Origin of the sequence: Succinimonas amylolytica DSM 2873 (assembly GCF_000378405.1) — a bacterium.
Classification (GTDB): Bacteria; Pseudomonadota; Gammaproteobacteria; order Enterobacterales; family Succinivibrionaceae; genus Succinimonas; species Succinimonas amylolytica.
Genome location: NZ_KB899639.1, coordinates 251,388 through 260,488 on the forward strand (window position 1 = coordinate 251,388; position 9,101 = coordinate 260,488).

General features: G+C 53.3%; 7 protein-coding genes. 3 read left to right on the top strand and 4 right to left on the bottom strand.

All coding sequences use genetic code 11. The features are described 5' to 3' along the window. Window positions 1–2,355: an ATP-binding protein gene (locus F557_RS0115355; protein ID WP_169335218.1), complete on the top strand. Its 2,355-nt coding sequence runs from the start codon at window positions 1–3 to the stop codon at window positions 2,353–2,355. A gap of 91 nt (window positions 2,356–2,446) precedes the next feature. Here the strand turns inward: F557_RS0115355 and nudC are convergent, their stop codons facing one another. The 3 genes from nudC to F557_RS0115375 form a co-directional block, all read right to left on the bottom strand. Continuing rightward, window positions 2,447–3,289 carry an NAD(+) diphosphatase gene (gene nudC, locus F557_RS0115360; protein WP_019003103.1) on the bottom strand — a complete coding sequence of 281 codons (843 nt, stop codon included), beginning with the start codon at window positions 3,287–3,289 and terminating at the stop codon, window positions 2,447–2,449. A 98-nt stretch (window positions 3,290–3,387) separates the two neighbouring features. Continuing rightward, entirely contained in the window at window positions 3,388–3,948 is a 561-nt protein-coding gene (locus F557_RS0115370; RefSeq protein WP_019003105.1) for an anthranilate synthase component II, read from the bottom strand. Further along, window positions 3,939–5,606: a chorismate-binding protein gene (locus F557_RS0115375; protein WP_019003106.1), complete on the bottom strand. Its 1,668-nt coding sequence runs from the start codon at window positions 5,604–5,606 to the stop codon at window positions 3,939–3,941. The genes F557_RS0115370 and F557_RS0115375 overlap by 10 nt, the downstream gene beginning before the upstream one ends. A gap of 145 nt (window positions 5,607–5,751) precedes the next feature. Between F557_RS0115375 and F557_RS20390 the strand changes: the two genes are divergently transcribed. Beyond that, window positions 5,752–6,207 (top strand): hotdog fold thioesterase, encoded by a 456-nt coding sequence (locus F557_RS20390; RefSeq protein WP_019003107.1) that lies wholly within the window; start codon window positions 5,752–5,754, stop codon window positions 6,205–6,207. Continuing rightward, a complete protein-coding gene (locus F557_RS0115385; RefSeq protein ID WP_211209586.1) occupies window positions 6,204–7,658 on the top strand; it encodes an MATE family efflux transporter in 1,455 nt (484 codons plus the stop codon). The genes F557_RS20390 and F557_RS0115385 overlap by 4 nt, the downstream gene beginning before the upstream one ends. A 47-nt stretch (window positions 7,659–7,705) precedes the next feature. Here F557_RS0115385 and F557_RS21530 read toward each other — a convergent pair whose 3' ends face one another. Beyond that, entirely contained in the window at window positions 7,706–8,470 is a 765-nt protein-coding gene (locus tag F557_RS21530; protein ID WP_019003109.1) for a FliO/MopB family protein, read from the bottom strand. Between the last annotated feature and the right edge of the window lie 631 nt (window positions 8,471–9,101).

Genomic DNA, 9,101 nt, shown 5'->3' on the forward strand with positions numbered 1-9,101 from the left:
ATGAGCGAGGATTTTTTTTCCACATATTCCCTGGAAGAGCGGAACAAGATCAGATTTCTGCTTCATGCCTTTTCCGAAGACCGGGAAACCTGGCAGCGTTTTTCCCAGAAAAGCCTGTTTGGAATGCTGAAGGACCTGGAGCATGTTTTCGGAGAAAGAGAGCAGTATGAAGTGCTGATCCGCTCCATGCATACCTTTGTTAGTTTTAACGAGGTGGCGGTTCTTTCCCGAACTGATGATTCCGGGGACTTTTCCCTGGTGTATGTTTCCGATCCTGCTCTCAAAAGCCTGACCTGGACAAACTCTGCCGTTCTGAAAAAATGTTTCAGAGGGGAGATCCAGGTTCTTTATGATCCTGCTGATGTTCCGGATTTTCAGGGCGGGGATCCGGCACTTCGGGATCTTTTCAAAAGCGCCATGCTGATCCCGCTGCTCCTGCAGGATGAGAAGTTCCTGTTTATCTGTCTGAGCAGACAGCGTTTTGCCATGAACCTGAGAAGCCGCCGGGACATCATGGAGGTGCTTCCGGTTTTTACCCAGGCCATGATTAATCTCCGCTACCGAAACCAGCTGGAACAGATGGTGCGTACCAGAACCAGGTCTCTTCTGGACTATCAGGACAAGGTAAAGACTTTCCGGCGCCTGTCCTACGAAATGCTGTGGCAGACCGATGATCATTTCCGGATGGTGCATGTTTTTGCCGGAGATCAGATGGATTATATGCAGAACCAGGATAATGATCTGCCGCCGTACCAGAGTCTGGTAGGCACCAGGCTTGCGGATTTTATAAGATGGGACGCCCATGACTCGCCAAAGGAGCTGAAAAAAAAGATTTACCATGACATTGCCGCCAATCATAACCTGATCATCAATCTGGAGGTGCCATGTGCCTACAATGATCGGCTTATCTGGGTGCTGGTAAACGGGGAACCCTATTACAATGCTGACGGCAGCTTTGCCGGCTACCGGGGCAATTTTCTGAATATTACTAAAAGCCACAGTCAGAATCAGATTCTCCGCAAGGCCAAGGAAAATGCCGAGAAGGCCAGCAGTGCCTCAACCCGCTATCTGGCGGAGATTTCCCATGAAATCAAAACCCCGCTTCAGGCCATCATGGGGCTTATCGAGATCGTGGGCAATTCCGAGAACATCACCGAGGAGCAGCGCGGCTACCTGAAGAGCGTGTCCCAGAGTGCCTCGGTGCTGCAGAATATTCTTCATGACGTGCTGGATTTCTCCCATATTTCATCCCAGACCATGATTATGGAGAAAATCAACTATAACATCAGGGATACCGTAAGTTCGGTGGTAAGACAGATGGAGGGACGGGCTCATGACAAGGGAATTGAGCTTACCCTGAAGTTTGGCGACAGCTTTCCGGTTATGGTGGTGGGAGATGCGCACCGGCTGTCCCAGATTTTTTACAATCTTATCAACAATGCCATCAAGTTTACTGCGAAGGGCGGGGTTAGCGTTCTGGCGGAACGTTTTGAGAACCGGCTGAAGTTTTCGGTGCAGGATTCCGGCCCGGGGATCCCCGGAGCAAAACTTAAGAATCTGTTTACACCGTTCCAGCAGCTGGACGGATCAATTTCCAGAAAGTATGGCGGATCCGGTCTGGGACTGGCCATTTCAAAAAGGCTGGTGGAATGCATGGACGGCAAAATCGGCATTAAAACCGAGCTGGGAAAAGGTTCCACCTTCTGGTTTGAAATCCCGTGTCTTGTGGCCAGAAACGAACTTATCGGAGCCACTTCGGTGCGCAAGTCCCGGAAGATTCTGGACGTTCATTTCAATATTCTGCTGGTGGAGGATTCCCGGATCAATCAGTTTGTGCTTAAAACCATGCTGGAAAATCTGGGGCATCGGGTCAGGGTTGCCGGTAACGGGGAAGAAGCCGTGGTCAGCGTATTCCAGGAGCTGCCGGAGCTGATACTGATGGATATCCGGATGCCGGTAATGGACGGAATCCAGGCCACCAGAAAGATTCTTTCACGTTATCGCAGTCTTCCGATAGTGGCGCTGACTGCCAACAGCTCCGATGAGGAGCGTCATGACTGTCATGTGGCCGGGATGATTGATCTGCTTTCAAAGCCGGTAAACTCCGAAACCCTGAAAAACAAGCTTCAGGAGCTGTCGGAAATTATTATCGAAAAGAACCGGAACCTTAAGGAGGAGATTCGGGAAAACCGGCTGGTAAATCACGGCAGCGATGAGCCCCGGCAGGATTCTGAGGGCGGGGTGGGAAGCTTTTCGTCATCTGCCGAGGAAAGCAATCTGGGACTTATTGCCGATATTGTGAAGAAGAGCCACCGGGGGAGCGCCAGCAATCAGCGCATTGAGATTATCGAGTAACCCGGTTCGGTTATTTTCTGTCGGCTCCGGAGTTTCCTGTTGTGTCAGCGGCTCTGCATCATGCCTTGCGGCTTCCATTCACCGAACGCGCTCATTTCCCGAAATCGTATCCCTGCTTTTTAAATCTGCTTATCATGGTTCTGGTAAGGGAGATTACGGAGTCAGGTTCCGGAAGCTCCTCCCGGGACACCCAGAAGGCTTCGGAGAGCTCATTCTCGTCTCTGGTGATCCGGGTGGTGCCGGCAACCCGGGCCATAAATCCTATGAGAACGTTACCGTCCAGCCCCCAGGGCTGGGATCCGGCGTAGGTTAAATCCCTAATGCGGAGGCCGACCTCCTCCATGGCTTCCCGGCAGGCTGTCTGTTCCGGTGTTTCCCCGATTTCGCAGAAGCCGGCGATCAGTGCCAGCCCCCGGTACGGCCGATCCCGGTACCGGGTAACCAGAAGCCGGTCCCCGTCGGTAATTCCCACAATGACCGCAGGGGCGATGCGGGGATATATTACATTGCCGCAGCGGGGGCAGATCAGAGCTCTTTCCTTTGCGGAATGTCCGGTTCTGGCACCGCACTTCCCGCAGTATCTGTTGGTGGTGTACCAGCCATGAAGATGACAGGCGGTAAAGCCGGCAAAGCAGACCAGCCGGGGGTTTTCGGAGCGGAGCACTGCGGTGTTCTGCCAGGAGAACCCCGGAAGGCTGAGCACTGCCGGATCTCCGGTATAGAGATAGCAGGCCCGGCTGTCAACTGAAAAGAGATAGCACAGATCCTTCGGGTTAAACGGTGCGGCCTCGGGAAATTCCAGCGGGGCTTCCTTTCCGTTCCCGCTGATGTAAACATTCCGGTCCTGGAAGGCCATTACGTAATCGGAAGGCCGGGGCGGGCGGTTCAGGGAGAATTCGTTTCTGAAAACATGCGGGCTGATATCCTGCAGCATTTAAATACCTCGCAATCAGGGGAAGAGCCGGGAAAACGTATCCGGCACCGGACAGTTCCGGCTGAATTTTCCGGCCGTAAAGCACCTTTTCTGCTATCTTAGCAGAGATCGATGAAATTTTTGAAAATATCAATCCCGTGTTCTGTAAGCACGGCCTCCGGGTGAAACTGCACGCCATAAATGCGTTTTCCGGCAATTTTGAGGGCCATGGGAATGCGATCTGCGGTTTCCGCCGTGATTTCCGTAATCCGTGAGGGACGGGAAACCATCAGCGAGTGGTATCTGGTGGCGCTGAAGCCCTGCCGGAAGCCCTGAAACAGTCTGAAGTCCGGTTTAAAGAAGATTTCCGAGTTTTTGCCGTGGCAGGGGGCGGGGGCTCTGACAACGTCCGCTCCGAAGTAGCGGGCAATGCACTGCATTCCGAGACAGATGCCGAAAATTGGCTTCCGATCCTGGTAGTAATCAATGACGTCCATGCTGATTCCGGAGTTTTCCGGGGAACCCCAGCCCGGAGAAATAATGATTCTGTCGAAAGCGAGTTTCTGAATTTGCGGGAGGGTGAGCTCGTCGTTCCTAATGATCAAAGGAGAGACTCCGAGCATGCGGAGATACTGCACAATGTTGTAGGTAAAGGAATCGTAGTTATCAATCAGGAGCATAGTGTTACCTCGAACATCCCCCGTACGGAATTAAGGCAGTATACCGCATCGGCGGTCTCCAGATCCCGGGGATACAGGATCCTTTCCTTTAGGACGCCCTGTCTGATAAGCTTTTGTCTCATGATGCCGTTAAGAAGACCTGAAGATACGGGAGGGGTAAAAAAGGCCTCCCCGGTTCTGATGGCCACATTGGTAAAGGTGCCCTCGGTGATTTCATTTCTTTCGTTGGTACGGATCTCCTCAAAATAATCGCGGGGGCTGGGGCTTCTTACAGTGGTCTTGTGATAGAGGAAGGGGTTATTTGAACTGACCTTTCCGGCAATTCTTACCCGGGGCTTTACTGCAGGCTCCGGAAGCTTTCTGGAGGTTACGCTGAAATGTCCGTCCCGGAAAAGCTCGATGCGGGAAACCCGGTCAGCCGGAAAGTCAAAGGAATCGAGGTTGTCGTTCCAGGCAAAACCGAGCTCCTTAGCCGAATTTTTGAGACGTGCGAGATGGAGCTCCCGATCCCCGGTTCCGGTTTCGATAAGAGAAAAGCCGCTTTCCAGGAATCTGGACTTGGCAAGAGTTTCCTCCCATTCGTCTCTGGCATTTGAGTCATAGGTGACAGCTCCTCCCGCATAATAACGGTAATCCTGTTCTTCATGCCGTTTCTGCAGGATCCTGATAGCGACGGAGAATACCGTTTCATTTCCGTGCAGGTATCCGATGGCGCCGCAGTAAATATCCCGGTTCCAGGGTTCGATTTCCGCAATTACCTGCATGGTTGACCTCTTTGGGGCTCCGGTGATGGAGCCGCAGGGATGCACCGCCCTGATAATGTCATACAGAGACACGTCGTCCCGGAGCTCTGCTGAAATATCCGAGGTCATTTGGAACACGGTGGGATGCTCCTCGATTTCAAACAGCCGGTTTGCCCTGACGGTACCGTCCCTGGCGATGATACTGAGATCGTTGCGGAGGAGATCCACAATCATCAGATTTTCTGCCCGGTTTTTGGGATCGTTCCCAAGAAAGCTTCTGCTGGCGGCATCCTCCTCCGGGGTGCGGCCGCGGCGGATTGTGCCTTTCATCGGCCGGGTCAGAATTTTCCGGCCATCCAGTCTGAAGAAGAGCTCCGGAGAAAATGACATTACAGTTTCGTGGCGGTTTTGAATAAAGGCGTTATAAGGGGTTTTCTGCCGGGACCTGAGATGCCGGTAGAGATCTGTTCCGGACAGGCTGGATTTCAGAATGGAGGGATAGGTATAGTTCACCTCGTAGGTTATGCCGTTCCGGATCTGCTCCCGGATAAAGGTGATGCTCTGGCAGTATTCTTCCCTTGTTATAAGCGGAATCAGAAAGGATCCTGCGGGCATACTTCCGGAACCGGGAGCGGCATTCCAGAAATTTCCGGATTCTCCGCAGTCTTCTTCGGGCACCTGACCGGCAGCCTGGGTGAAGGCCTCGAAATACAGGAGAGGCATGACGTTTCCGGCAGGTTTGGAGAGGTCGTACCGGAGATAGCCTACCAGGTAAAAACCGCTATCCCGGAGCTGTTCGACGCGGTCAAGACCGTGTTTGAGATCTTCCGGGTTAAAGACCTCGATAATTTCGGCAGGGTTATCAAAATATTTATCGGCGAATATCTGCATGCTGTGATGTCCGTGAACCTTCATATGATTGCCTCCTTGTCGGGAGTGGCGGTATTTTACTACACTGCGGGAGAATGGGGGCCGGACTTATTTCGGCATGCCTGGAACTGAAATCTCCCGTATAATGAGTCCGGGGTGCCGTATCCGGTGCTGAGTTTGGGGAGATAATATGAGCACTGTCTGGAAAAAGCCGTTTTCGCTGGAGATACTGAATTCCCTTTGTCAGAAGGGACTGACTGCAGGCATGGGAATTACCTTTACTGCCTCCGGGGATGACTGGATGGAGGCTCGGATGCCGGTGGATGACCGGACCCGGCAGCCGTATGGCTACCTGCACGGGGGCGCCACCGCGGTTCTGGCGGAAACCCTGGCATCGGTAGCCGGCAACTACGCTGCGGACGGGGAGCATTCCTGCATGGGGCTGGATATTGCGGTGCATCATCTCAGGGCGGTGCGTGCAGGCTTTGTTACCGCCCGTGCCGTGCCCCGGCATCTGGGCACGGGAACCCAGGTCTGGCTTGTTACGGTGCAGGACGAGGCCGGACGTCTGATTGCTGAAGGTCATGTGACCCTGGCAGTGCGAAGACATATGAGCCTTCCCCGGCAAACTCCGGAAAACGCATGATGTCCCCGGACAGTCCTTCTGCCAGAGTGAGTCTGCTCACCCGGCTTACCCGCGGGGAGCCGCTTTCCTTCGGTCAGCAGCTCAAAATGCTGGTTTTTCTCAGTGTTCCGGCAGTGCTGGCGCAGATTTCATCCACGGTAATGCAGTATATCGATGCTGCCATGGTGGGGCATCTGGGGGCCGGGGAGGCGGCCTCTATCGGTCTTGTGGCCAGCAGCACCTGGCTGTTTTATGGCCTTTCCATGGCCGCCGGAGCGGGGTTTTCGGTACAGACAGCTCAGAAAATCGGAGCGGGAGCCCTGCGGGAGGCCAGAAATATTGCAGGGCAGGGGCTCAGGCTCACGTTTGTCTTCAGTATCATCATGGGGGCTCTCGGGGCGCTTATAAGTCCCTTCCTTCCGGAGCTTCTGGGAGGCTCTCCGGAAATTAACGTCAATGCTGCCTGGTATTTTCTGATATTTGCGCTTTTTTTCCCGGCAGTGCAGCTTAACGGGACGGTCACGGGCATGATTCAGTCTGCCGGGAATATGGCCTTCCCCAGCTTTCTCCATGTTGTTATGTGTGTTCTGGACGTGGTGTTTAATGCCGTGCTGATATTTCCGGGCTGCGATCTGGAGCTTCCTTTTGGTGTCCTCCATCTTCCCGGGGCCGGACTCGGGGTGGCGGGGGCCGCTCTCGGCACCGGGCTTGCGGAGCTGATTATTGCCGGAATTCTTCTTTTTTATCTTTTAAGAAGATCCCCTGTTCTTAAAAAGCATCCGGAGGAGCAGACCCGCTTTGTCTCCCGGGATCTGCGATCGGCGGTGCGTATTGCGGTTCCGGTGGCTCTGGAGCAAATGCTGATGAGCGGTGCCTACATTACCTTTACGGTAATTGTGGCTCCTCTGGGAACCGTGGCACTGGCTGCCAATGCCTTTGCCATTACAGCGGAAAGTCTCTGCTATATGCCGGGATTTGGCATTGCGGTGGCATCCACGGCCATTATCGGACAGGTGGCAGGAGCCGGGCTTTTTGACACGGCTAAAAGACTGGGCCGTATGTGCGTTTCTATGGGAATGCTGGTGATGGCGGTTATGGGAACGCTGCTCTACGTTCTGGCGCCGGAGATTATCGGGGTGATGTCGCAGGATCCCGCTATCCGCAGTCTGGGAACCACTGTTCTCAGAATAGAAGCCTTTGCCGAGCCCATGTTTGCCGTGGCCATTGTGGCCAATGGTGTATTCCGCGGCGTGGGGGATACGCTGATTCCCAGCATTTTCAATTTTGCCAGTATCTGGCTGATAAGACTGCCCTTGGCGGCGCTTCTGGCCGGGAGCTTCGGTCTCCCGGGGGTGTGGTTCGCCATGACAGCTGAGCTTTGCGTACGGGGAGTTCTTTTTCTCAGGAGACTCCTGGGAGACAGCTGGATCCGGAGATTTCGTGAGAAGGCAGTGAAAAATGCTCCGTCCTGACAGTGCTGTCAGAAATCCGGAATGCGGTGCTGCCGGCCTTTGGGATTTCAGCCCCGTGGAGGCTCCTCATGCTGCTCCGGAGCTATATGAGGGGAAGAATCCTCATCCTTTCCGCCGTCCCCGATATTCTTGTCCAGAAGACTTCTGAAGAAGGCGCTTTTTTCAGCCAGCTTTTTTTCGTCCTCCTGAGCCACCTTTCCCGGAAGCTTGTACACCATGCTGAGAGAGGCCGGAGTGGCTCCCACCAGAATCTCCTCATCCCCTACCTGCACCAGGAGGAGCTTGGATTTCGGGCCGGTGGGCAGCACGGAAATCAGCTTTAGCCGGCTGTTTTTGGAATTTGGTACCAGACGGGTCTTTTTCAGAAGCCAGGCCAGCACAAAAATAAAACCGATGACGAAAAAGCAGCTCATGATGAATTCCAGAAGCGAGCTGCCGCCCCGGAGGGCTTTGTCGGATCCCCCGTAGTCGGGAGCAGTGTCTGAGATTCCCGAAAGCCGGCGCTCCTGACTGCCGCTGTTTTTGGCGGCAGGGGCGGCTGGTTCTGTTTTGGCCGCTGTTTCCGGTACTGCAGCATCCGGTTTTTTGTCAGTGCCGGGAAGTGCGTTTTCCGGGGACCCGGACTTTCCGGCGGCTTCCGGATCCCGGTACAGATCTCTTTCGGGAGTGATGACGGTTCCGTCCGGTGCGGATAAGGCATGGGCATTGGGGCTTTCTGAGGCCAGAACCGGGCAGGAGGCCAGAAGGGCACTAAGGAGAAAGCCCGAAAGAAGCTTCAGGAATAAGCTTAATGGAATATGGAAGAAAGACATGGGAGGCTTCCTCATCTGATCTGGACAGGTACGGGAACACTATCGCGACTGGGTGTTGCTGTTAGGCCGGAGGAGAAACTGCCGGCCGCTTTATCTGAGATTTTATCACTCCGGAGGAGCTCCGGCAAAAATGCGTTTTTAGAGATGATGGCACGGGCAGATTTTGGTGCTGAGCCGTGCCGGTTCTGGATTATTGTCCGGTTCATGAGTTTTTTTGTTTTCCAAAAAAAAGCACTGATAATTCCGGGAAAATCGGTACCGGTCTCAATAATTCGGGATGAGCAGGTGCGGCAACTGTGTTAGTCAAACAAGCTTTGTCCAAAAACCATTCCAAATTTAATTAACATATGTCACATTTTCAGTAATAACTTTTGTCTAAATCTTGCCTTTTCCCTTAAGATTAAATAAGATTTGTCAATGTAGAGACAAATAACATTTGTCTTAACAGGAGTAGGCATGAACACCAAGAAAAGCTTTCTTATCAAAGACTGGGTGAAAATTACGCTCCTACGTGACCATCTCCGCTGAAATTTTGTGACACCTCTTTCCATACAATCTTGACAGTCTGTTCTTTAAATTCCTGATCCCCCCTTATCACCACAGGCGGAGGTCCTCAGGATCCAGTAAATCA